17 protein-coding genes and 1 pseudogene are annotated in these 21,822 nt (G+C 69.3%); 15 read left to right on the forward strand and 3 right to left on the reverse strand.

Annotated elements, in window-relative coordinates:
* Window positions 1-69: 69 nt before the first annotated feature.
* From AC6CH0_RS07935 to AC6CH0_RS07955, 5 genes are all read left to right on the forward strand, one after another.
* Window positions 70-1,482 carry an APC family permease gene (locus AC6CH0_RS07935; RefSeq protein ID WP_498099466.1) on the forward strand — a complete coding sequence of 471 codons (1,413 nt, stop codon included), beginning with the start codon at window positions 70-72 and terminating at the stop codon, window positions 1,480-1,482.
* Window positions 1,479-2,432 carry a cyclase family protein gene (locus tag AC6CH0_RS07940; RefSeq protein ID WP_498099468.1) on the forward strand — a complete coding sequence of 318 codons (954 nt, stop codon included), beginning with the start codon at window positions 1,479-1,481 and terminating at the stop codon, window positions 2,430-2,432. The genes AC6CH0_RS07935 and AC6CH0_RS07940 overlap by 4 nt, the downstream gene beginning before the upstream one ends.
* Window positions 2,433-2,500: 68 nt before the next feature.
* Window positions 2,501-3,331, forward strand: a complete 831-nt coding sequence (locus tag AC6CH0_RS07945; protein WP_498099470.1) for an aldo/keto reductase — start codon at window positions 2,501-2,503, stop codon at window positions 3,329-3,331.
* A gap of 78 nt (window positions 3,332-3,409) precedes the next feature.
* On the forward strand, window positions 3,410-4,777 hold the full coding sequence (locus tag AC6CH0_RS07950) for a phytase (protein ID WP_498099472.1): 1,368 nt from the start codon (window positions 3,410-3,412) through the stop codon (window positions 4,775-4,777).
* 108 nt (window positions 4,778-4,885) lie between these two features.
* On the forward strand, window positions 4,886-6,340 hold the full coding sequence (locus tag AC6CH0_RS07955) for an MFS transporter (RefSeq protein WP_498099474.1): 1,455 nt from the start codon (window positions 4,886-4,888) through the stop codon (window positions 6,338-6,340).
* A 134-nt stretch (window positions 6,341-6,474) separates the two neighbouring features.
* Here the strand turns inward: AC6CH0_RS07955 and AC6CH0_RS07960 are convergent, their stop codons facing one another.
* The gene (locus tag AC6CH0_RS07960) at window positions 6,475-7,017 is read right to left on the reverse strand and encodes a hypothetical protein (protein ID WP_498099476.1); all 543 of its coding nucleotides are present in this window, start codon (window positions 7,015-7,017) and stop codon (window positions 6,475-6,477) included.
* A gap of 170 nt (window positions 7,018-7,187) precedes the next feature.
* Here AC6CH0_RS07960 and AC6CH0_RS07965 point away from each other — a divergent pair, with 170 nt between their 5' ends.
* The 9 genes and pseudogenes from AC6CH0_RS07965 (at window position 7,188) to AC6CH0_RS08005 (ending at window position 18,967) form a co-directional block, all read left to right on the forward strand.
* The gene (locus AC6CH0_RS07965) at window positions 7,188-8,207 is read left to right on the forward strand and encodes a LacI family DNA-binding transcriptional regulator (RefSeq protein WP_498099478.1); all 1,020 of its coding nucleotides are present in this window, start codon (window positions 7,188-7,190) and stop codon (window positions 8,205-8,207) included.
* 245 nt (window positions 8,208-8,452) lie between these two features.
* Window positions 8,453-9,133 (forward strand): annotated as a pseudogene (locus AC6CH0_RS07970) (L-ribulose-5-phosphate 4-epimerase); the annotation flags it as partial.
* Window positions 9,134-9,520: 387 nt separating this feature from the next.
* Entirely contained in the window at window positions 9,521-10,600 is a 1,080-nt protein-coding gene (gene chvE, locus AC6CH0_RS07975) for a multiple monosaccharide ABC transporter substrate-binding protein (protein ID WP_498101076.1), read from the forward strand.
* 140 nt (window positions 10,601-10,740) lie between these two features.
* A complete protein-coding gene (gene mmsA, locus AC6CH0_RS07980) occupies window positions 10,741-12,270 on the forward strand; it encodes a multiple monosaccharide ABC transporter ATP-binding protein (RefSeq protein ID WP_498099480.1) in 1,530 nt (509 codons plus the stop codon).
* 41 nt (window positions 12,271-12,311) lie between these two features.
* Window positions 12,312-13,562: a multiple monosaccharide ABC transporter permease gene (gene mmsB, locus AC6CH0_RS07985; RefSeq protein ID WP_498099482.1), complete on the forward strand. Its 1,251-nt coding sequence runs from the start codon at window positions 12,312-12,314 to the stop codon at window positions 13,560-13,562.
* A 215-nt stretch (window positions 13,563-13,777) separates the two neighbouring features.
* Window positions 13,778-14,554, forward strand: a complete 777-nt coding sequence (locus AC6CH0_RS07990) for an L-ribulose-5-phosphate 4-epimerase (protein ID WP_498099484.1) — start codon at window positions 13,778-13,780, stop codon at window positions 14,552-14,554.
* Complete coding sequence (locus AC6CH0_RS07995; RefSeq protein ID WP_498099485.1) at window positions 14,551-16,167, forward strand: xylulokinase; 1,617 nt, start codon at window positions 14,551-14,553, stop codon at window positions 16,165-16,167. Before AC6CH0_RS07990 ends, AC6CH0_RS07995 begins: the two co-directional genes overlap by 4 nt.
* A 133-nt stretch (window positions 16,168-16,300) precedes the next feature.
* Complete coding sequence (araA, locus tag AC6CH0_RS08000) at window positions 16,301-17,824, forward strand: L-arabinose isomerase (RefSeq protein ID WP_498099487.1); 1,524 nt, start codon at window positions 16,301-16,303, stop codon at window positions 17,822-17,824.
* A gap of 12 nt (window positions 17,825-17,836) precedes the next feature.
* On the forward strand, window positions 17,837-18,967 hold the full coding sequence (locus AC6CH0_RS08005) for a LacI family DNA-binding transcriptional regulator (protein ID WP_498099489.1): 1,131 nt from the start codon (window positions 17,837-17,839) through the stop codon (window positions 18,965-18,967).
* Between the two features lie 169 nt (window positions 18,968-19,136).
* Here AC6CH0_RS08005 and AC6CH0_RS08010 read toward each other — a convergent pair whose 3' ends face one another.
* Entirely contained in the window at window positions 19,137-19,520 is a 384-nt protein-coding gene (locus AC6CH0_RS08010; RefSeq protein WP_498099491.1) for a glyoxalase superfamily protein, read from the reverse strand.
* A gap of 234 nt (window positions 19,521-19,754) precedes the next feature.
* Between AC6CH0_RS08010 and AC6CH0_RS08015 the strand changes: the two genes are divergently transcribed.
* Window positions 19,755-20,339, forward strand: coding sequence for an HhH-GPD-type base excision DNA repair protein (locus AC6CH0_RS08015; RefSeq protein ID WP_498099493.1), 585 nt, complete (start codon window positions 19,755-19,757; stop codon window positions 20,337-20,339).
* Window positions 20,340-20,969: 630 nt separating this feature from the next.
* Here AC6CH0_RS08015 and AC6CH0_RS08020 read toward each other — a convergent pair.
* Window positions 20,970-21,767, reverse strand: coding sequence for an alpha/beta fold hydrolase (locus tag AC6CH0_RS08020; protein ID WP_498099494.1), 798 nt, complete (start codon window positions 21,765-21,767; stop codon window positions 20,970-20,972).
* Window positions 21,768-21,822 lie beyond the last annotated feature (55 nt).

Consider the following 21,822-nt stretch of genomic DNA (forward strand, 5'->3'; position numbering starts at 1 on the left):
GGCAGTATATTGACGTAGCGTGGCATTCTGCCAGCGGCGAGGGTCGGCGGGATGCTCCAGAATGAGCGGGTGACTACGAATCAGCCCGGCGCAGCGGCCGGCACGACACCGGGCCAGACGGCCCATCGCGGCAGCCTCGGGCTCGTGCAGGGCACCGCCCTCTACATCGCCAGCGTGCTCGGCACCGGCATCCTCGTACTGCCGGGACTCGCGGCCGCGGCGGCCGGACCGGCCTCGATCGTGGCCGTCGCCGCGGTCATCGTGCTCTCCATTCCCCTCGCGGGCACCTTCGCGGCGCTCTCTGCGCGATACCCCGACGCCGGCGGCGTGGCGAGCTTCGTGCGACGGGCACTCGGCGGCACCGCTGCACGCATGACGGGGTACTGGTTCTACTTCGGGGTCTGCGTCGGCGCCCCGGTGCTCGCGGTGCTCGGCGGCGAGTACGTCGTGGCCGTGCTCGGCATCGACCGGTCCGCCGTGCCGATCATCGGCTTCGCCGTCTTCATTCCCCCGTTCATCATCAACTGGTTCGGCGTGCGCGTCGCGGGGTGGGTGCAGTTCGTGCTCACGGGCCTGCTGATCGCGGTCGTGGTGGGCGTCGTCGCGGCCACCTTCCCGGCCGTCGAGGTCTCGAACTTCGACCCGTTCCTGCCGAACGGGTGGAGCGGGGTGGGTGTCGCGATCAGCCTCTTCGTCTGGGCGTTCGCCGGCTGGGAGGTCGGCACGCACATCGCCGGGGAGTTCAAGAACCCGCGGCGCACCATCCCGCTCGCGACCGCCATCGCCGTGGCCGTGGTGGGGGTCGCCTACCTCGCCCTGCAGTTCGTCACCGTCGCAGTGCTCGGCGACCGCGCCGGCGACAGCCAGGTGCCGTTGCTCGATCTCGTCGAGACCACCGCGCCGGGCATCGGGCCGGTGCTCGTGGCGATCATCGCGGCGATCGTCACCGTCGGCGTGATGAACGCCTACCTGCCGGCCTTCGGCAAGCTCGGTGCTGCGCTCGGGCGCGACGGCGACCTGCCGCGGTTCTTCGCGAAGGGCGCGGCCGACGGCGAGGTGCCGCGCCGGGCGCTCGCGCTCACCGGCGTGCTCATCGTCATCTACTTCGGGCTCATGCTGCTCAACGACCTCGATCTCACGGGGTTCATCCTCATTCACACGAGCAACATGGTGGCGATCTACGCCGCGGGCATGCTCGCCGCGACCCTGCTGTTGAAGCGCTGGTCGTTCGGCTGGTGGCTCGCCGTCGTCGCGACGATCATGACCGCCGGGCTGCTCGTGCTCGCCTGGACGAACCTCGTGGTGCCGCTCGTGCTCGCGGTCGCCGCAGTGCTCGTCACGGTCGTGCGCCGCGTGCGCGGACGCCGGCGTCCGGCTCGACAGGAGCCGGCTCCGGTCGCGCCGACGGAGTTCATCGGGGCCGGCATCGCCTCCGGCATGGGTTCCACGACCACCACGACCATCGCAAAGGACACACCGTGACCGAGTACCGCGCCCACTTCGACGCCGAGATCGACTTCGTGAACGGCGGCGGCCTTCGAGCCGAGGCGTTCCGGCTCGACCTGCCGTCGGCCGAACTCACCGAGGCCCAGATCGGCGAACTGCTCGTGCGCCACCTCGGACTCGCACTCGTCGGCCGCGTCGCGCTGACGAACCTCGCGATCGTCGAAGAGGCGCACCGCGGGTCGCGGGGCGTCGCCGACGGTTCCGGGTCGAGCGCCGAGACATCCGCTGCTCTCGCGCCCGCCCAGCGCGGACGGCTCGTCGATCTCAGCCACACGATCAGCGCCGGGCTCGTGACGTACCCGGGCATTCCCGCACCGGTGATCACTCCGCACCTCACCCGTGAGGCCTCGCGCGCGCATTACGCACCCGGCACGGAGTTCGAAATCGACGTCATCGCCTTGGCCGGCAACACCGGCACCTATCTCGACAGCCCGTTCCACCGCTACGCCGACGGCGGCGATCTCGCGAGCCTGCCGCTCGAGACCCTGGTCGGCGTGCCGGCCGAGGTGTTCAGACTGACGGATGCAGCGGAGCGCGGCATCCCCGCCGGGGTCTTCCTCGATCGCGACCTCGCCGGCACCGCGGTGCTGCTGCACACCGGTTGGAGCCGTCACTTCGGCCGGTCCGAGTACGCCACGGGTGCGCCCTTCCTCACCGAGGCGGGCGCGCATCACCTCGCCGACGTCGGCGTCGCGATCGTCGGCATCGACTCGCTGAACATCGACGACGCCGAGTCGGGCGGGGAACGCCCGGCGCACTCGATCCTGCTGCGTGCCGGCATCCACGTGGTCGAACACCTGACCGCCCTCGACGCGGTGCCCGTGCGCGGAGCCCGCTTCACGGCGGTGCCGCCGCGGGTCGCGGAGTTCGGCACGTTCCCGGTGCGCGCGTTCGCGGAGCTGCCCACGCAGTCACCTGCCGACTGAGCCGGCGGCGGCTCGCCGAGCCGGGCGTTGCGGTGGCATCCGTCGCCATCGTGCGTGAGGATGGACAGATGATCGCACCCGAGTACTCCCTCCGCGACGGCAACACGATTCCGGCGCTCGGGCTCGGCACCTACGGACTCGACGACCAGATGGGCATCGACGCGATCACCGCCGCCATCGCCGACGGCTACCGACTGATCGACACCGCCTACAACTACGGCAACGAAGAGGCCGTCGGCGAGGCGATCCGTCGCACCGACGTCGACCGCAGCGACCTCGTCATCACCACCAAGCTGCCCGGCCGGCACCACGGGTTCGACGAGACCATCGCGAGCTTCGAGCAGTCGCGTGCGCGCCTCGACCTCGACTGGGTCGACCTGTACCTGATCCACTGGCCGCTGCCGCGCATCGACAAGTACATCGACAGTTGGCGCGCGATGATCTCGCTGCGTGAGAAGGGGCTCGTGCGAGCGATCGGCGTCTCCAACTTCACCCCGGCGATGCTCACCCGTCTCATCGATGAGACCGGGGTCGTGCCGGTCGTGAACCAGGTCGAGCTGCACCCGTACTTCCCGCAAGACGAGCTGCGCGCCTTCCACGACGAGCACGGCATCCGCACCGAGAGCTGGAGCCCGCTCGCGCGGCGCACCGAACTGCTCGCCGAGCCGATCATCGTCGAGATCGCCGCGGCGCACGGCGTCTCGCCCGCGCGGGTCGTCCTGCGCTGGCATGTCGAGCTCGAGGCGGTGCCGATTCCGAAGTCGTCGGATGCCGAGCGCCGACGTGAGAACCTCGACGTCTTCGGGTTCTCGCTCACGGCCGAAGAGATCGATGCGATCTCCGCCCTCTCCCGCGGCCGCATCTGGGGCGCCGACCCCGAAACCCACGAAGAGCTCTGAGCCGCAGCCGGCACTCGTTCGACCGGCGTTCACGGTGGCGTCACATCCTGTTCCGATGCATCCGTGAGCCTCTGACGCATGACCCTATTGCTGAAGGGCGCCGTCGCGGCATCCGTCGCCGCCGTGCTGCTGCTCGCCGCTCCCGGAGTCGCCTCGGCGACGACCGCGGCCGCCGCCTCCGGGCGCCCCGGTCCCACCGGTCCGGCCGTCGTGACGACCGACAACGAGACCCCGGTGCTCTACGACGACGAACAGGGCGGCAACGCGGTCGGCGACGACCCTGCGATCTGGGTGCACCCCGGCGACCCCGATGCGTCGATCGTGATCGTCACCGCCAAGGAGGGCGGGCTGCGCGTCTACGACCTCGGTTCGAGCGAGCTGCAGACGCTGCCGGGCACGATCGCGCCGCGCGCGGACGGCGTTGAGGGGCGTTACAACAACGTCGACATCGCATACGGCGTCGAGCTCGGCGGTGAGGCGGTCGACGTGGCCGTCGTCTCCGACCGCTACAACGACCAGCTGCGCTTCTTCACGATCGACCCGAGCGGCAGCGCCGCCGCCGTGCCGCTCGTCGAGGTCACCGCCGCCGAGCAGCCGTTCCTCTTCAGCGCCGACCGTGCGGCGGTCGACGAAGGCCATACCGCGTACGGCGTCGCCGTCTGGCAGCCGGAGGGCGGCGGCGAAGCGCGCGCCGTCATCACCCAGGAGGGCGCCACGACCCTCGCGACCGCTCGGCTCGTGGAGATCGACGGCGCGCTCGGGTACACGGATGTCGCGACGACCGTGATGCCCGCGTCGTTCCCCCTGCCCGACGGCACGACCTGGACGCCGTGCGACGAGCCAGGCACCGCTCCGCACTTCGAGGGCCTCACGGTCGACCAGCGCACCGGCGTGCTCTACGCCGGGCAGGAGGACGTGGGTCTCTGGCGGTTGCAGCTGCCGCTCGGGTCGGGCGAGCCGACCCTGATCGACCGCGTGAAGGACTTCGGCATCCATGACGCCTACGACCCCGAGACCGAGGAGTGCGCAGCGATCGACCCCGACGCGGTCGGTTACGGCGGTTCGGCGCTCGAAGCCGACGCCGAGGGGCTCGACCTCTACTACGGCCCCGGCGCGACCGGGTACCTCATCGTCTCGAGCCAGGGCGATGACACCTTCGCGGTCTACAACCGTCAGGGCCGCAACGCGCTCGTCGGCACCTTCCGGGTCGATGGCGTCGACGGCGTCGACGAGATCAACGGCTCCGACGGACTCGCCATCACCAACCGACCCGTCGGCGGCTTCACGCGCGGCCTGCTCGTCACCCACGACGAGCCCGAGACCGGCGCAGGCGTCGATGCCGAGCGAGACGCCACCAACTTCTCGTACGTCGCGTGGGAGGACGTCGCGGCGGCGCTGCACCTTCGAGTGAGCACGTCGGCCGGCAACGACCCTCGCTTCCGGTAGGGCGAGCAGGGCGGCGCGACGGCGTGCGGGCGGCCGAGTGCCGGCCGCCACGCGGCATCGCATCTTCCGCTTGAGCTCAAGTGGGGTTGAAGTCGTAGGCTCGACAGAGTGACCGAACCGACTGCCCCGACGCCAGCGCCGCTCTCGACCGACGATCACGAACCTTTCGGGGCAGTCGCGGCGGCGACATCCGCTGCGCCGGTGTCGCCGCCTCCGCCCGTGCCGGCGAAGGGCCCCCTGTCGAAGCCGTACCGCTGGCTGTCGATCGGCATGTTCTCGCTCATCTTCCTCGCGGCGTTCGAGGCGATGGCGGTCACGACGATCATGCCGCTCGTCGCCGATCAGCTCGACGGTGAGTCGCTCTTCGCGCTCGCCTTCGCCGTACCGCTCGCGGCGGGCATCATCGGCATGGTGCTCGCGGGCAACTGGACCGACCGGTCGGGACCGATCCCGTCGCTCGTGACCTCCGCCGTGCTGTTCGTGATCGGCCTCGTGATCGCGGGCACCGCCACGAACATGGAGGTGTTCATCGTCGGGCGCTTCGTGCACGGACTCTCGGGCGCCGCCGTCATCGTGCCCCTCTACGTCATCGTCGGCCGCGTCTACCCCGAGGCCCTGCGGGCGCGAGTCTTCGCGGGCTTCGCCGCGGCGTGGGTCATTCCCTCGATCGTCGGACCGGCACTCGCGGGCATCGTCGCAGAGGCGATCAGCTGGCACTGGGTGTTCCTCGGCGTGATCGTGCTCATGGTTCCGGCCGCGGCGATGATGCTGCCGCCCATCCTCCGGGTACGCGATCAGGTGCAGGGCGACGCCTCGGTGCGCTGGAGCCTCGCGCGCGTCGGGTGGTCGGTGCTCACCGCCGCGGCAGCGCTGTCACTGTCGCTGTCGAAGGAGGTCGGGGAGCCATGGCGGTGGGTCATCGCCGTCGTCGCCATCGTGCTCGTCGCGGTGGCCGTGCGACCGCTGCTGCCAGCCGGCACGCTGCGCGCCGCGCGCGGCATGCCGGCCACCGTGCTGCTCCGGCTCATCGTCGCCGGCGCGTTCTTCGGCTCCGAGATCTACCTGCCGTACCTCTTCATGGAGCGGTACGAGTTCTCACCGAGCCTGGCCGGCGCGGTGCTCACGGGCGCCGGCGTCAGCTGGGCTGCCGCGTCATGGCTGCAGGGTCGTCTCGGCGACCGTGTGTCGAACACGCAGGCGGTGCAGATCGGATCTGCGGTGCTGGCGGCGTCGCTGGCGATCGTGCTGCTCGTCGCGGCCTTCACCCTGACGCCCGCGATCGTATTCGTCGCGTGGACGCTCGCTGGCGGCGCCATGGGCTTCATGTACCCGCGGTTCTCGGTCGCGGTGCTCGCACTCTCGCCGGTATCGGCACAGGGGTTCAACAGTGCGGCTCTCTCGATCGGCGAGTCGCTCGGGGCATCCGTCGCCCTCGCCGTCACCGCACTCGTGGCGAGCGCGATCGTGGGCGGGGCATTCACCGCCGAATTCGCGGTGACCGTCGTGATCGCACTCGTTGCAATGGTGCTGGCGTCTCGTGTGCGACCGCGCGCCGAGGGCTGATCCAGGAGGCCGCTCCCAACGGCCCGCGGCCCGCTGAGGTACCCACCTCTGCGGGTCTGATGCCCGCGAGACCAGCAGATCCGGGCGACTCGAGATGAGGCGAGGCGAGGGACCGGCTCCGCTCCCGGGCGGCGCTACTTCGGTGCTCGACGCGGCGCGGTGAGGCTCCGGCCGCCGAGGAACTCGATCATCTCGATCGCGGGCGCCTCGAGGGTCGGCCCGCGTCCGAACTCCCAGCCTGCATCGGGCGCACGGAGCGCGTGCCCGCGGATGACGGCGCGGATCTCGGTCGGGGCCGTGGCCGCGAGATGGAGCGCGACCGCGCCACTCGTGACCGGAGCGAGGGTCGGTGGGAACGGGGTCTGGCGCACGACCTCGAGGTACAGCAGCACGGCGCGGCTGAGCAGGCGCACCGGGATCTTCCGTGTGCCGGTGCGTGCGATCTGGGCGAAACCCCGAAGCTGCGCGGCGGGCTCGCGCCCGGCGGCCGACTGGGCGCCTCGGGGCGCGACTCTCGCGAGCTCCCGTTCGTCGATGCGCACGGTCGGCACGGCGTCGATCACGATCGCGGTCTGTTCGAGCACTTCGGCGTACTCCGAACGACGATCGGAGTGCACCCCCGATTCATCCGCCCGCTCTCCGTGCGAGAGCGGCAGGTAGCGCATGAAGTCGTTCACCGCTCCATTGTCGCCGTTCGATGAGTCGGCGGCGCCCGGATCGGCCGAGTGACCCACGAAATTCGATGTGACTGTCACACATGTGACGGTCACATTCCGCCACGAGGATGGCATACTGAGTCCTCGAACGCATGTGACCGTGCACATGCGCAACGCGAACGGGGTCGATCGTGTCAGACGAGGCGCAGCGGGGGCGAGCCCCCAGCATCCGCGATGTCGCCCGCATCGCCGGCGTCTCGCACCAGACGGTCTCGCGGGTGCTCAACCATCACCCGAGCCTGCGTCCCGAGACGAAGCAGCGGGTGCTCGACGTCATGGCCGAGCTGCAGTACAAGCCCAATCGCGCCGCACGCGCGCTCGTCACGAGTCGCTCGCGCACCATCGGCATCCTCGCGGCGTCGAGCACGCAGTACGGCCCGGCCTCGAGCATCGCCGCCATCGAGACGGCGGCGCGCGCCGCCGGCTACTGGGTGAGCACGGCGAACATCGAATCGTCGGATGCCGCGTCGATCACCGACGGCCTGGAGCATCTGGCCGCGCAGAGCATCGAGGGGCTCGTCGTCATCGCGCCGCAGGTGCGGGTGTTCGACACCCTCGCCCAGCTGTCGATCGACGTGCCGTACGTGACGTTGCAGTCGACCGATCGCGACCTCGGCCCGACGCTGTCGGTCGACCAGATCGCCGGCGCCAGGCTCGCCACGCGGCACCTGATCGAGCTCGGGCACCGAAACATCTACCACCTCGCCGGGCCGCAGGACTGGATCGAGGCCGAGGCGCGGATGCGCGGATTCCTCGAGGAGATGAGCGCGCAGGATGTCGCGACGACCGCGCCGATCCTCGGCGACTGGACGGCCGAGTTCGGGTACTACGCGGGGCGCGAGCTGCTGACCGTGCGCGACTTCACGGCGATCTTCGCCTCGAACGACCAGATGGCGCTCGGGCTCATGCACGCGATTCGCGACGCCGGCCTCGACATCCCGGGCGACGTCTCGATCATCGGATTCGACGACATCCCCGAGGCGGCGCACTTCTGGCCGCCGCTGACCACGGTGCGCCAGGACTTCGCCGAGATCGGGCGGCGCTGCGTCGCGCTGCTGATCGGGGCGCTCGATCCCAGCACCGTCGAGCATCGCCAGTCGATCGTGCCCGAGCTCATCGTGCGGAGTTCGACGGGCGCGCCGTCGTTCTGAATCGGAGCTGCGCGCGGCCGGGATGAGTCGCCCTCGCCGCCTCGTTATCGTTCTGTGACCCATCCGAGTTGACAGACGGTTCGATCGTAGGGCTAACATGAAACTCGCCATGTGAACGGTCACATCGATCGGGCACCGGCCAGCATCCCCTTGATCGACAAAGGAGTCCACGTGTCCGCCGCACGCTTCGCGCACGATCGCCGCCTGGCTTCGAGCCACGCCGCGCGGTGCCGGAAGGCCGTGCGATGAGCGGGTTCGGACCACAGATCGAGGTGACGATCGCTCGCGTTCGCGCCGACATCGCCAAGCTCCACGCCGACCTCGTGCGGCACGGGCTCGTCGTGTGGACGAGCGGGAACGTCTCGGGCAGGGTGCCGGGAGCCGACCTCTTCGTCATCAAGCCGAGCGGCGTCTTCTACGACGACCTCGCGCCAGAGAACATGATCCTCTGCGACCTCGACGGGGTCGCCGTTCCGGGTACGCCCGGCAGCGAGCAGGCGCCCTCGGGCGACACCGCGGCGCACGCCTACATCTATCGGAACATGCCCGAGGTCGGCGGTGTCGTGCACACCCACTCCACCTACGCCACGGCATGGGCGGCACGGGGCGAAGAGATCCCGTGCGTGATCACCCCCATCGCCGCCGAGTTCGGCGGCCCGGTCCCGGTCGGTCCGCTCGCGGCCGCCGGCGACGACTCGATCGGCCGCGGCATCGTCGAGACGCTCGCCGGCCATCGCAGCCGGGCGGTGCTCATGCGCAATCACGGTCCGTACACGATCGGCGCGAACGCCCGAGAGGCCGTGAAGTCGGCGGTCATGCTCGAAGACGTCGCCCGCACCGTGCACCTGGCGAGCGAGGCCGGTGCCGTCGTGCCCATGCCGCAGCCCGAGATCGACGGACTCTACGACCGCGCCCAGCAGACGTACCTGCTCGCAGCCTCAGCCGGCCGCGTGAAGTCGGCGAAGTCCGCGGCGAAGTCCGCCGCGAAGTCGCCGGCGAAGGCGACCACGAAGTCGGCGCGAGCCACGGCGAAGTCGGCGAAGCCCGCTGCGCCGACCGCCTCGCCGCCGCAGACCGGAGAGCAGGCATCCGATGCCCGCCAGAAGGTCGCTGATCGACGATGACCGAACGATCGGCACCACCAGAAGCTTGCGCAGCTCGCCCCCACGGGCCGGCGCGAGGGAGACGACCGGCATGGACACGGCCGACTCCGACTGTCACCAAGACAATGACGTCCATTGATTGACACAGTGAAAGGACACACCGTGAAGAACTCGAAGAAGGTGCTTCTCGCAACGCTCGCGGCCGGTTCGATGCTCGCGCTCGCCGCGTGCTCGGGCGGCGGCTCCGGCGACGGCGGCGACGGCGGCGGCGAAGGCGGCCTCATCGGCGTCGCGATGCCGACGAAGAGCTCGGAGCGCTGGATCCAGGACGGCGACGCCGTCAAGGCCCAGCTCGAGGAGCAGGGCTTCACCGTCGACCTCCAGTACGCAGAGGACGACATCCCCACGCAGGTCTCGCAGATCGAGAACATGATCACCAAGGGTGCAGAGGCCCTGATCATCGCTTCGATCGACGGCACCACGCTCACGAGCGTGCTGCAGGATGCCGCTGACGCGGACATCCCCGTCATCGCGTACGACCGACTCATCCGCGACACCGAGAACGTCAACTACTACGCATCGTTCGACAACTTCGTCGTCGGTCAGCAGCAGGCGTGGTCGGTGCTCAACGGCCTCGGCCTCGCCGAGCTCGACGGAACGCCGATCGAGGGCGCGCCCGCCGGGCCGTTCAACATCGAGCTGTTCGCCGGCTCGCTCGACGACAACAACGCGTTCTTCTTCTTCGACGGCGCAATGGACGTGCTCCAGCCGCTGATCGACGACGGAACGCTCGTCGTGAAGTCGGGTCAGGTCGACATCGAGCAGGTCGCGACGCTCCGTTGGGACGGCGAGACCGCCCAGAGCCGCATGGAGGACATCCTCACGGCTGACTACTCCGACGGCTCGACGGTCAACGCAGTGCTCTCGCCCTACGACGGCATCTCGCGCGGCATCATCTCGGCCCTCACCGACGCCGGCTACACGGTCGGCGAAGGCTGGCCGGTCATCTCCGGCCAGGACGCCGAGCTCGACTCGGTCAAGGCGATCAACTCGGGTGAGCAGTTCGCGACCATCTTCAAGGACACGCGCCAGCTCGCCGAGGTCGCGGTCGACATGGCCGCAGCGCTGCTGAACGGCGAAGAGCCCGAGGTGAACAACACCGAGGACTACGACAACGGCGTGAAGGTCGTGCCGTCGTACCTGCTCGAGTCGCAGATCGTCGTCAAGGACAACATCACCGAGGTCCTCGTCGACAGCGGTTACTGGACCGAAGAGGAAATCAAGGGCTAGTCAGTACCGGAAATTCGCCGGTCGAGTAGCGGCGAACCCGCATATCGGGACTCGACGAGGGCTACGCTCTCGAACAGGTCTCGATATGCGGGCTTCGCCCGCTGCTCGACCAGCGGCCCGGCAATGAAGCAGGAGCAAGGATGACCACCAACATTCTCGAGATGCGCGGCATCACGAAGACGTTCCCGGGCGTGAAGGCCCTGGCGAATGTGACCCTCTCGGTCGAACGCGGCGAGGTGCACGCCATCTGCGGCGAGAACGGCGCAGGCAAGTCGACCCTGATGAAGGTGCTGTCGGGGGTCTACCCGCACGGCACCTACGACGGCGACATCGTCTTCGAGAACGAGACGGTGGAATTCCGCGACCTCACCGACAGTGAGGCCAAGGGCATCGTCATCATCCACCAGGAACTGGCGCTGAGCCCCTATCTGTCGATCGCCGAGAACATCTTCCTCAACAACGAGTTGAAGGGCCGCGGCGGGCTCATCGACTGGAACAAGACGAACTTCGAGGCGTCGAAGCTGCTCGCCCGGGTCGGCCTGCGCGAGAACCCGACGACCAAGATCATGGACATCGGCGTCGGCAAGCAGCAGCTCGTCGAGATCGCCAAGGCGCTCTCGAAAGAGGTGAAGCTCCTCATCCTCGACGAGCCCACTGCAGCGCTCAACGACGAGGATTCCGACCACCTGCTCGACCTGATCCTGCACCTCAAGGGGCAGGGCATCACGTCGATCATCATCAGCCACAAGCTGAACGAGATCAAGAAGGTCGCCGACTCGGTGACGATCATCCGCGACGGCAAGACGATCGAGACGATCGCGAAGCAGGATGTCACGGAAGACCGCATCATCAAGGACATGGTCGGCCGCGACCTCGAGCACCGCTATCCCGACCACACGCCCAACATCGGCGAGGAGCTCCTGCGGGTCGAGGAGTGGACGGCGCACCACCCGCAGGACACCTCGCGGGTCGTCGTCGACAGCGTCGACCTCCACGTGCGTTCGGGCGAGATCGTCGGCATCGCCGGCCTCATGGGCGCCGGGCGCACGGAGTTCGCGATGAGCCTGTTCGGGCAGTCGTACGGCTCGAAGATCAGCGGCCGGGTGTTCCTTCGCGGCAAGGAGATCAAGACGCGCACGGTCTCCGAAGCGATCGAGCACGGCATCGCCTACGCGACCGAAGATCGCAAGACCTACGGCCTCAACCTCATCGAGGACATCAAGCGAAACATCTCGATGGCATCGCTGAAGAAGCTCGAGAAGTACGGCCTCGTGCACGACAACGAGGAGTACAAGGTCGCGAACGAGTACCGCACCTCGATGAACATCAAGGCGCCGAGCGTGCTCGTGAAGACCGGCAAGCTCTCGGGCGGCAACCAGCAGAAGGTCGTGCTGTCGAAGTGGATCTACTCCGACCCCGACGTGCTGATCCTCGACGAGCCGACCCGCGGTATCGACGTGGGTGCGAAGTACGAGATCTACACGATCATCAACCGTCTCGCCGCCGCGGGAAAGGGCATCATCGTGATCTCGTCGGAGCTGCCCGAACTGCTCGGCATCTCGGATCGCGTGTACGCCCTCTCCGAGGGCCGCATCACGGGTGAGCTCCCGGTCGAGGAGGCCACTCCTGAGGCGATGCTCAAGCTCATGACCATGGAAAAGCCCCGCTAGGGCGCGGACGAACCACGAGACACGGAAGACACGGAGACACCATGTCGAACACCCCAACGCAGACCCCGCCCCCCGGCGACTCGCAGGCGGTCGGCGCGACCATCAACCCGACCCAGAACAAGTTCACCGAACGACTGAGCCACGTGCTCGCCGACCTCGGCAAGAACGGCATCTTCATCGCCCTCATCGCGGTGGTCGTGCTGTTCTCCATCCTCACCAACGGCATCCTGCTGCGGCCGCAGAACATCTCGAACCTCGTGGTGCAGAACGGCTACATCCTCGTGCTCGCGATCGGCATGGTGATGGTCATCATCGCCGGCCACATCGACCTGTCGGTCGGATCGGTCGCCGCGTTCGTCGGCGCGTGCTCCGGCGTCTTCGCCGTGCAATGGGGCCTGCCGTGGTGGCTCGCGGTCATCCTCTCGCTCGGCATCGGCGCCCTCGTGGGCGTGTGGCAGGGCTTCTGGATCGCCTACGTCGGCATACCCGCGTTCATCGTGACACTGGCGGGCATGCTCATCTTCCGCGGCCTCGCGCTCGTCGTGCTCGGCAACGCGAACATCGGCTCCTTCCCGGTCGAGTACCGCGCGCTCGGCAACGGCTTCCTCACGGACGTGTTCGGCGAGTTCGAGATCGATCCACTGACGCTGGGCGTCGGAGCGATCGCGATCATCGCCCTCATCGTGCAGCAGGTGCGCACGCGCCGCGGGCGTCAGAAGTACGGCCAAGAGGTCGAGCCCATCGCGTGGTTCATCACGAAGCTCGTGCTCGTCTCGGCCGGAATCGGCTTCTTCGCCTACTCGCTCGCCTCGTACAAGGGCATCCCGATCACGCTGATCATCCTCGCGGTGCTCGTGCTGGTCTACGGCATCGTCATGAACCGCACGGTCTTCGGCCGGCACATCTACGCGATCGGCGGCAACCGCCACGCTGCAGAGCTGTCGGGCATCAAGACGCGTCGCGTCGACTTCTGGCTCTTCGTGAACATGGGCGTGCTCGCCGCGCTCGCGGGCCTCATCTTCACCGCGCGATTGAACCTCGCGGGGCCGAAGGCCGGTGACGGCTTCGAGCTCGAGGCGATCTCTGCGGCGTTCATCGGTGGTGCGGCGGTGCAGGGTGGCGTCGGCACCATCGGTGGTGCGATCATCGGTGGTCTCATCATCGGTGTGCTCAACAACGGCATGTCGATCCTCGGCATCGGCATCGAGTGGCAGCAGGCCGTGAAGGGCCTCGTGCTGTTGCTCGCCGTCGCGTTCGACGTCTACAACAAGCGCCGCTCCGGCGGTCAGTAGCACTTCTCGAGAACGGGCGGATGTCGCGTGCAGGTCACGCGGCATCCGCCCGTTCGTCGTTGCCGGGTCGCGGTTGCACGGGCGCCGCGTCATCCGTTGCCGAGCCATCCGTCGACCGAGCCTTGGGGTTGAGGGAGCGCATCGTTAGCGCTAACATTGGACTTCGTTAGCGCTAACGACGTGCGCACCGAGCCATCGCGACAGAGGAGTCACCAATGCCCGACGCCACCGAGCAGCCCGCCGCGAGCGCTGACGGCAGCCCCGCGTTCGCGCCAGAGATCGATGCGGCGATCGCACGCGTCCGCGACGATGTGGCACGGCTTCACGGCGAACTGACCCGCAACGGGCTCGTCGTCTGGACGGGCGGCAACGTCTCGGGCCGAGTGCCGGGCGCCGACCTCTTCGTGATCAAGCCGAGCGGCGTGAGCTACGACGAGCTCGCGCCCGAGAACATGATCCTCTGCGACCTCGACGGCAACGTGGTTCCCGGTACGCCCGGCTCCGACCGCAGCCCGTCGAGCGATACCGCTGCGCACGCCTACGTGTACCGGAACATGCCCGAGGTCGGCGGCGTCGTGCACACCCACTCGACCTTCGCGGTCGCGTGGGCTGCTCGTGGTGAAGAGATTCCCTGCGTCATCACCGCGATGGCCGACGAGTTCGGCGGTCCGATCCCGGTCGGCCCGTTCGCGATCATCGGCGACGATTCGATCGGTCGCGGCATCGTCGAGACGCTGTCGGGTCACCGGTCGCCGGCGGTGCTCATGCAGAACCACGGCCCGTTCACGATCGGGGCGAACGCGAAGGCGGCGGTGAAGGCCGCCGTCATGGTCGAGGATGTCGCGCGCAGCGTGCACTTCGCGCGTGAGGCGGGCCCGCTCATTCCCATTCCGCAAGACGCGATCGACCGGCTCTACGACCGCTACCAGAACGTGTACGGGCAGGGCGGCGCAGCCGCACCCGGTGCGACGACCGGGGAGGCAGCCCGATGACCGAGTCCACCACTGCGCAGGCCCTCGCCGAGACGCGGGCCGCGATCCTCGAGGGGCGCACGTCGCTCGGCATCGAGTTCGGGTCCACCCGCATCAAGGCGTGCCTCGTCGGCGACGACCCGACGGTCGTGCTCGCCGTCGGCAGCCACGAGTGGGAGAACCGCTTCGTCGATCGCGTGTGGACCTACTCGCTCGACGACGTGTGGTCGGGCCTGCAGGCGGCCTACGCCGACCTCGTCGCCGACGTGCGACGCCGCTACGACGTCGAACCGCAGACCTTCGGCGCGATCGGCGTCTCGGCGATGATGCACGGCTATCTCGCCTTCGACGCGAACGACGAACTCCTCGTGCCGTTCCGAACCTGGCGCAACACGTCGACCGGGCCGGCGGCGGCCGAGCTCAGCGAGCAGTTCGGCGTCAACATTCCGCTGCGGTGGTCGATCGCCCACCTGCACCAGGCGATCCTCGATGAAGAGCCGCACGTCGCGCAGCTCGACTTCTTCACGACGCTCGCCGGCTACGTGCACTGGCGGCTCACCGGCCGAAAGGTGATCGGCGTCGGCGACGCATCCGGAATGTTCCCGATCGACTCGGCGACGAACGACTACGACGCGTCGCTGCTCGAGGTCTTCGACCGGGTCGTCGCGCAGCGCGCCCCCGAGGTGCGCCTCACCGAACTGCTGCCCGAGGTCCTTCCCGCGGGCAGACAGGCCGGCGAACTGACCGCCGACGGCGCCGCGCTGCTCGACCCGTCGGGCGCGCTCCGGCCCGGCGCGCCGATGTGCCCGCCCGAGGGCGACGCCGGCACCGGCATGGTCGCGACCGGATCGGTCGCCCCCCGTACCGGCAACGTCAGTGCCGGCACGAGCATCTTCGCGATGGTCGTGCTCGAGCGCCCGTTGGAGCACTCCCACCACGAGCTCGACCTGGTCGCCACCCCGGCCGGCGACCCGGTCGCGATGGTGCACTGCAACAACGGCGCGAGCGAGCTGGCGGCGTGGGCGGGCATGTTCGCGCAGTTCGCCGCGGCCGCCGGCGTCTCGATCGACAGCGATCGCGTGTTCGAGGTGCTCCTGACCGAGGCGCTCGCCGGTGAACCCGATGCCGGCGGACTCCTGGCCTACAACCACCTCGCGGGCGAGCCGATCGCGGGGCTCACCGAGGGCCGGCCGCTCTTCGTGCGCACCCCCGAGAGCCGGCTCACGCTCGCGAACTTCATGCGCGCCCAGGTGTACGGCGTCTACGGCACCCTCAGCCTCGGCATGCGCGTGCTCGCGTCCGAGGACGTGGTGCTCGAGCGGATGTTCGCCCACGGCGGCATCTTTCGCACCGCCGGCGTCGCCCAGCGGTTCCTGGCCGGTGCGCTCGACGCTCCGGTCGCCGTCGGCGAGACCGCCTCGGAAGGCGGGGCGTGGGGCATCGCCGTGCTGGCGTCATACCTCTCGTCGGCGTCGGAGCTCGACCTCGCCGCGTATCTCGGCGAGCGCGTCTTCGCGAGCGCCGGGTTCGAGACCGTCGACCCCGAGCCGGCGGATGTCGCCGGCTTCGCCGACTTCCTCGACCGCTACCGGGCGGGGCTGGCCGTCGAGGCCGCCGCCGTCGACGCGCTGTGACCGACTCCGTACGCTTCACGAATCCCGCGCCAGCCACCGACTCCGCTTCACTCACGAACTCCGCTTCACTCACGAACTCCGCATCACTCACGAACTCCGCATCACTCACGAACCTCGCACCAGGGAGAACCGCATGACCCGCACCCCGCTCACCACCTCGCTCGACGGCTACGAGGTCTGGTTCCTCACCGGTAGCCAGAACCTCTACGGCGAAGAGACGCTCCGCCAGGTCGCCGCGCAGTCGCAGCAGATCGCCGAGACCCTCGGCGACGCAGCCGGCGTGCCGGTCAAGGTCGTCTGGCAGCCCGTGCTGAAGGACTCCGACTCGATCCGCCGCATGGCGCTCGAGGCCAATGCAGCAGACCACGTCATCGGCGTCATGGCCTGGATGCACACGTTCAGCCCCGCGAAGATGTGGATCGCGGGCCTCGACGCGCTGCAGAAGCCGCTCCTGCACCTGCACACGCAGGCGAACGTCGAACTGCCCTGGGGCGAGATCGACTTCGACTTCATGAACCTCAACCAGGCCGCGCACGGCGACCGCGAGTTCGGGTACATCCAGACCCGCCTCGGCGTCGCCCGCAAGACCGTCGTCGGCCACGTGAGCGACCCGCGCGTGCAGGCCGAGGTCGGCACCTGGCAGCGGGCCGCGGCCGGCCTCGCGGCATCCCGCAGCCTGAAGCTCGCCCGGTTCGGCGACAACATGCGCTACGTCGCCGTGACCGAGGGCGACAAGACCGAGGCCGAGCTGCGGTTCGGCGTGCAGGTCAACACGTGGGGTGTCAACGAGCTCGCCGACGCCGTGCACGCGGCATCCGATGCCGAGATCGACCTGCTGACCGCGGAATACGAAGACCTCTACGACGTCGTTCCCGAGCTGCGCAAGGGCGGCGACCGCCACGACAGCCTGCGCTACGGCGCCGCGATCGAAGTCGGCCTGCGCTCCTTCCTCGAAGAGGGTGGGTTCGGCGCGTTCACGACCAGCTTCGAAGACCTCGGCGCGCTGCGGCAGTTGCCGGGTCTCGCGGTGCAGCGGCTCATGGCCGAGGGCTACGGCTTCGGTGCCGAGGGCGACTGGAAGACGGCCGTGCTCGTGCGCATCGCGAGCGTCATGGGTGCCGGCCTGCCCGGCGGCGCCTCGCTCATGGAGGACTACACCTACGACCTCACGCCCGGCGACGAGCTCATCCTCGGCGCGCACATGCTCGAGGTGTCGCCGTCGCTGACGACCGCCCGGCCGAGCCTCGAGGTGCACCCGCTCGGCATCGGCGGCAAAGAGGACCCGGTGCGGCTCGTCTTCACCGCCGACCCCGGCCCCGCCGTCGTCGTCGCGCTGAGCGACATGCGCGATCGGTTCCGCCTCACGGCGAACGTGGTCGAGAACGTGGCGCCGCGGCATCCGTTGCCGAACCTGCCTGTCGGCCGCGCAGTGTGGAAGCCCGCCCCCGACTTCGCCACGAGTGCCGCAGCCTGGCTCACCGCCGGCGCGGCGCACCACACGGTGATGTCGACCGCGGTCGGCGTCGAGGTGTTCCGCGACTTCGCCGAGATGGCGAAGACCGAGCTGCTCGTGATCGACGAGGCGACGACGCTGCCCGGGTTCCAGCACGAAGTACGCTGGAACCAGGCGTACTACCGACTGGCACAGGGCCTCTGATCGGGGCGGTTCATGGCTGGGCGGGCATCGCGGGGGAGTGAGGCGGCGGCTGACGCTGCCGGTGCACCGATCGCGGCTGCCGCGCCCGGCGTGCCCACCGTGCCGGCGACCTCGCCGACCGAGGCGCCCGGCACGGGCGTGCCGACCATGTTCGACGTCGCGCGCCTCGCCGGCGTCTCGCACCAGACGGTGTCGCGCGTGCTCAACGACCTCACGGGCGTCGCCGCGTCGACCAAGGTGCGCGTCGAGCAGGCGATCGCCGAGCTGAACTACACGCCGTCGCCCGCAGCGCGAGCCATGGCGAAGCGTCGCTCGGGCAACCTCGGACTCATCCAGGCGGGGCGGCCCGACTACGGTCCGTCGAACGCCGCCCTCGGCTTCAACGAGGCCGCGCACGAGGCCGGCTACACGGTCAGCCAGGCGAGCATGCGTTCGCTCGACGCCGACGTGCTGCGCCAGGCCGTGCACCGGCTCGCGTTGCAGCGGGTCGAGGCGATCGTGCTCATCTCGGGCGAGCGCGAGGGCGTCGGCGTGCTCGGCGGCATCGACGCGGGCGTGCCGCTCGTCGTCGTCGCCTCCGAGCCTGCGCCCGGGCTGCATCGCGTCGCGATGGACCAGTACGAGGGCGCACGGCTCGCCACCCGGCACCTCATCGGGCTCGGTCACCGGGAGATCCGGCACATCGCCGGGCCGAGCGAGTCGATGGATGCCGCGGAGCGCCGCCGCGGTTGGGCCGACGTCATGCGCGAGCACGGGCTCGCGGCGCCCGAGCCGATCGAGGGCGACTGGCTCGCGGCATCCGGATACGAGGCCGGCCTTCGCCTTGCCGCCGACCGTGAGGCGACCGCCGTCTTCAGCGCCAACGACCAGATGTCGCTCGGACTGCTGCACGCCTACCGCGAGGCGGGGGTGCGCGTGCCCGACGAGGTGAGCGTCATCGGCTTCGACGACATTCCCGAAGCGGCGCACTTCGCTCCGCCGCTCACGACCATGCGGCAGGACTTCGACGTGCTCGGCCGCGACGTCGTCGCCACCGTGCTCGACGTGCTGCGCGGCGAAGCGGATGCCGCGGACCGCACCTCACGCGTGCCCGAACTCGTCGTGCGCGGCAGCACGGCGCCGCCTGCGTCTGCGCGCCGCTGACGTTTGCGGTTCCCGCCGGTCGCGCAACGAGCGTGCCTGCGCCGGGCGAGTGGCGAGCGTAGCGAGCGTGCCTCCGCCGGTCGAGTGGTGAGCGCAGCGAGCGTATCGAGACCCGAAGCAGTTGTCTCGATACGTCGCTCGCGCACCTCCTCGATCGACGTCCCTGCGGCTACCCCTGCTGGCTGTAGTCGGGCAGCTGCTGCAGGGTCCAGCTGTTGCCGTCGGGGTCTTTCACCGTGATGAAGCGGCCCCACGCCTGCTCGTCGACGCCTTCGGCCTCGACCCCCTTCGCACGGAGGTCGGCGAGCACGGCGTCGGCGTCGGCGATGACGACCTGGATCGAGTCCTGCGTGCCCGGTGCCAACGTGCCGCCGAGCCCGGTGCCGATCGCGATCGAGCACGCCGAGCCGGGTGGAGTGAGCTGCACGAAGCGCAGCTCCTCGGTGACCTGCTGGTCATGGTCGGCGTTGAAGCCGAGCTTCTCGACGTAGAACTCCTTCGCGCGGTCGACGTCGGTGACGGGCACGAAGATGAGCTCGATCTTCCAGTCCATGGTGACTCCTTCGAGGTTCGAGGTTCGAGGTTCGATGTTTCGATGGTTCGAGGTTCGATGCGAGATGCAGTGGAGATGCGACGCGTCTCATCGAATCGCCTGCTCCGAAGATAGGCAACGAACTGGTCAGTTTCCGTCCGCATTCAACGATCGGTGGATGTCGCGTCGCAGCGACCCGCCGCCGCTCGTGGCGCTGCCGACGTATCCGTGACTCCGGCGCAGACGGGTGGAAGGATGGATCGCATGGCATTGCACATCACGGGAGACCCGGCCGCCGACGAGCTGCTCAGCGACGACGCGTTCGCGCTGCTCACGGGAATGCTCCTCGACCAGCAGGTGACCATGGAGTCGGCGTTCGCCGGACCCGAGAAGATCCGCGCGCGCATCGGCTCGATCGACCCGGCGACGATCGCCGGCTACGAGCCTGAGGCGTTCGTCGAGGTGTTCAAGCAGACGCCGGCCGTCCACCGGTTCCCGGGTTCGATGGCCGGCCGGGTGCAGGCGCTCGCCGAGGCGGTCGTCGCCGACTGGGGCGGCGAGGCATCCGCGATCTGGACGCAGGGCGACCCCTCGGGCGCCGAGGTGCTCGCGCGACTGAAGAAACTGCCCGGCTTCGGCGACCAGAAAGCGCGCATCTTCCTCGCACTGCTCGGCAAGCAGCGCGGGTTGTCGGCGCCGGGCTGGCGCGAGGCCGCGGGTGCGTACGGCGAGGAGGGCGCGTTCCGCTCGGTCGCCGACATCGTCGACCCCGAGTCGCTCACGAAGGTGCGCGCGACCAAGCAGGCCGCGAAGGCCGCCGCCAAGGCCGCGAAGGGCTGAGCCACCGCGTGCCGGGTGCCGGGTGCCGCGTGCTGCGTGCCGGGTGTCGCGAGCCGAGTGCTGCATGCCGGGTCCCGGTGCTGCGTGCCGGGTGCCGGGTGCTGCGTGCCGGGTGCCGCGTGCCGGGTTCGCCGGGCTCCTGGACTTCGTCCCGCTGTCAGGCAATAGGCCGCTCGTCAGGCCGGTCTGGCCAGTTTCGGCCTGAGCAGCGGCTTATTGCCTGAATCTGGGTCTTACCGCGTCGGCTGCCTGGGTCGGGTCGCACCGCGACTGGTTGCCTGAGTCGGGTTGCACCGCAATCCGGATCTTCGTCCCGCTGTCAGGCAATAGGCCGCTCGTCAGGTCGCTCTGGCGAATTGCGGCCTGAGCAGCGGCCTATTGCCTGAATCAGGTCGTACGGCGTCGGGGTGTCTGAGTCGGGTCGTACCATGACGGGCGGCCGCCTGAGTCGGTCGTACGGCGTGGGGGCGTCTGAGTCGGGTCGCACCGCGACGCGGGCGCGTGAGTCGGGTCGTGCCGCGTCGGGGTGCCTGAGCCGGGTGACACCGCGACAGGATGTCTGAGTCGGGTCGTACTGCGTCGGGGTGCGTGAGTCGGGTGGCACCGCGACGCGGGCGCAAGGCGCATCGCTCAGCCGACGAGGAAGCCCGCGATCTTCAGCGCCATCGACTTCGGCTCCCAGGCGTGGTCGGTGGCGGGTGCAGTGTCGAGCACCGCGTTCGGCAGGTTCGCGACGAGCGAGTCGGCCGCCGGACGCATGAGGTCGAGCGTCTGCTCGCCGACGAGCACGAGCACCGGCTGTGCGATGCCGGCCCAGAGCGCCGGCCTCGATGCGCTCTGCGTCCACGCGAGGGCCTCGGAGTCGGGTTCGAGGCTCGGCCCCATCGCCGTCATGATCGGCCAGCCCGGGCTCGCCTTCGAACCCTCGAGCCACTCGCGCGGCATGTCCTTCATGAAGTACTCGATGGTGGCGTCGCCATCGCCGACGGCGAGGCGTTGCCGCAGGCCGGCGAGGAATTCCGCACCGCCGGTGCCGAGCTCTTCATCGAGCGGCACCTCCCAGAGCACGAGCTTCGAGATCGGCAGGCCGGATGCCGCGGCGGCGAGTGCGATCGCTCCGCCCGAGGAGCTTCCGAACAGCGCGACGGCGTCGTCGGCGCCCTCGGTCGCGACGGCCACGAGTGCGCGCAGGTCGTCGAGGGTCTGCTCGAGCGTGATCGGCCCGTCGGCCGGGCTCTCGCCGCGGCCGCGCCGGTCGAAGCGCACGACCGAGAAGCCGTGGCTCGCGAGCTCGGTCGCCAGTTCGCCGCTCGCCGGGTCGAAGGCACGGAACTGCATCGCCCCGTCGACGAGGATGACCGGCGGCCCGGAACCCTGTCGCTCGTAGGCGATCTGCGTGCCGTCGGCGGATGTCACGTACTGGGTCATCGTCGAGTCCTCACTCCCGTGAGGTCAGGCTACCCAGCGGGTGCGACCGCCGCAC

The sequence above is a fragment of the Agromyces sp. GQ35 genome (genome assembly GCF_059758475.1).

Bases quoted from the DNA above. Each gene is read 5' to 3' on its own strand.
- AC6CH0_RS07945 (WP_498099470.1), top strand. From the start codon at position 2,501: ATGATCGCACCCGAGTACTCCCTCCGCGACGGCAACACGATTCCGGCG.
- AC6CH0_RS07950 (WP_498099472.1), top strand. From the start codon at position 3,410: ATGACCCTATTGCTGAAGGGCGCCGTCGCGGCATCCGTCGCCGCCGTG.
- chvE (WP_498101076.1), top strand. From the start codon at position 9,521: ATGCTCGCGCTCGCCGCGTGCTCGGGCGGCGGCTCCGGCGACGGCGGC.
- mmsA (WP_498099480.1), top strand. From the start codon at position 10,741: ATGACCACCAACATTCTCGAGATGCGCGGCATCACGAAGACGTTCCCG.
- mmsB (WP_498099482.1), top strand. From the start codon at position 12,312: ATGTCGAACACCCCAACGCAGACCCCGCCCCCCGGCGACTCGCAGGCG.
- AC6CH0_RS07990 (WP_498099484.1), top strand. From the start codon at position 13,778: ATGCCCGACGCCACCGAGCAGCCCGCCGCGAGCGCTGACGGCAGCCCC.
- AC6CH0_RS07995 (WP_498099485.1), top strand. From the start codon at position 14,551: ATGACCGAGTCCACCACTGCGCAGGCCCTCGCCGAGACGCGGGCCGCG.
- araA (WP_498099487.1), top strand. From the start codon at position 16,301: ATGACCCGCACCCCGCTCACCACCTCGCTCGACGGCTACGAGGTCTGG.
- AC6CH0_RS08005 (WP_498099489.1), top strand. From the start codon at position 17,837: ATGGCTGGGCGGGCATCGCGGGGGAGTGAGGCGGCGGCTGACGCTGCC.
- AC6CH0_RS08010 (WP_498099491.1), bottom strand. From the start codon at position 19,520: ATGGACTGGAAGATCGAGCTCATCTTCGTGCCCGTCACCGACGTCGAC.
- AC6CH0_RS08015 (WP_498099493.1), top strand. From the start codon at position 19,755: ATGGATCGCATGGCATTGCACATCACGGGAGACCCGGCCGCCGACGAG.
- AC6CH0_RS08020 (WP_498099494.1), bottom strand. From the start codon at position 21,767: ATGACCCAGTACGTGACATCCGCCGACGGCACGCAGATCGCCTACGAG.